The organism is Burkholderia sp. SIMBA_062 (genome assembly GCF_046534765.1).
GTDB lineage: Bacteria > Pseudomonadota > Gammaproteobacteria > Burkholderiales > Burkholderiaceae > Burkholderia > Burkholderia ambifaria.
The window spans coordinates 1-258 of the sequence record NZ_JAWRYD010000393.1; the positions used below are offsets into that span (position 1 = coordinate 1).

Below are 258 nucleotides of genomic sequence, written 5' to 3' on the forward strand. Positions count from 1 at the left end.
TTTTTGCCGAAATACAGCGTCGCGAGCCATCGCACTACGGCAACACCCCACGCTGGCCGCGATATCGACCTGCTGTTCATCGGCTCGCGCAATCCGTTCAATGTGGACGGCATACTTCACTTCATCAACGAGCAGCGCGACCTGCTGCAACGTTTTTCTCTCGCGATCGCCGGCGAGGTCAGCATGAATCCCGAAGTGGTCGAAAAGGCATCGGCAATCGGCACTATCCAGCTACTCGGTTTCGTCGACGATCTGGAC

General features: G+C 57.0%; 1 protein-coding gene. It reads left to right on the plus strand.

Translation table 11 applies throughout. The features are described from left to right. Positions 1 to 258: hypothetical protein (locus SB786_RS36815; RefSeq protein WP_410731661.1), on the plus strand; the 258-nt coding region annotated here is incomplete at both ends.